Raw genomic sequence first — 608 nt, forward strand, 5'->3', positions numbered from 1 at the left:
CGCCAACCGATACCCGGTGACGCTCAGTCTCGGTATCGGGACCGACCGCTCGCCCGCAGTCGCTCTCGAACGCGCCACCAACGGCATCCAACGCGCCGGAAGCGCGCAGGACGGCGACCGCCGGGAAGTACTCTCCGGCGAGACGCTCGCCGAGGACGACCGGTCCGGTACCGACCTCCAAATCGCACACTTCGACGTGAACGACGCGACCGGCAAGTACACCGACCGCCTCAACGAGTTCGACACGTTCATCCACATCGAACAGGGCTACGCGTCGCTCATGCGCTATCTCCGAGAGGAACACGGCGCGCTGTCGTTTTTCGTCGGCGGCGACAACATTATCGCCGTCACTCCCGACCTCTCCGAAGCGCAGTACCGCGCCGCCATCGACCACGTCGAGGCCGACGCGGATGTCGAACTCAAGGTCGGCGTCGGCACGGCCTCGAACGCGCACGAGGCAGGTTTCGCTGCCAAGCACGCGCTCGAAGACTGCCGTCACCTCGGGACGACCGTCGAATTCGCAGACGCATCTGTCGAGACCGCAGACGACTGAACGATGCAGGGGCGTGCGGTCTACTTCGTCGCGCCGGAACGCATCGAAGTACGCG

At 65.5% G+C, this 608-nt stretch carries 1 protein-coding gene; it reads left to right on the forward strand.

The window, feature by feature from the left end:
• Positions 1–553 (forward strand): GTP cyclohydrolase IIa (locus QT222_RS00115; RefSeq protein WP_491475913.1); only part of this gene is annotated, 553 nt, incomplete at its 5' end.
• Positions 554–608 lie beyond the last annotated feature (55 nt).

This window comes from Haloferax sp. s1 (genome assembly GCF_058382125.1).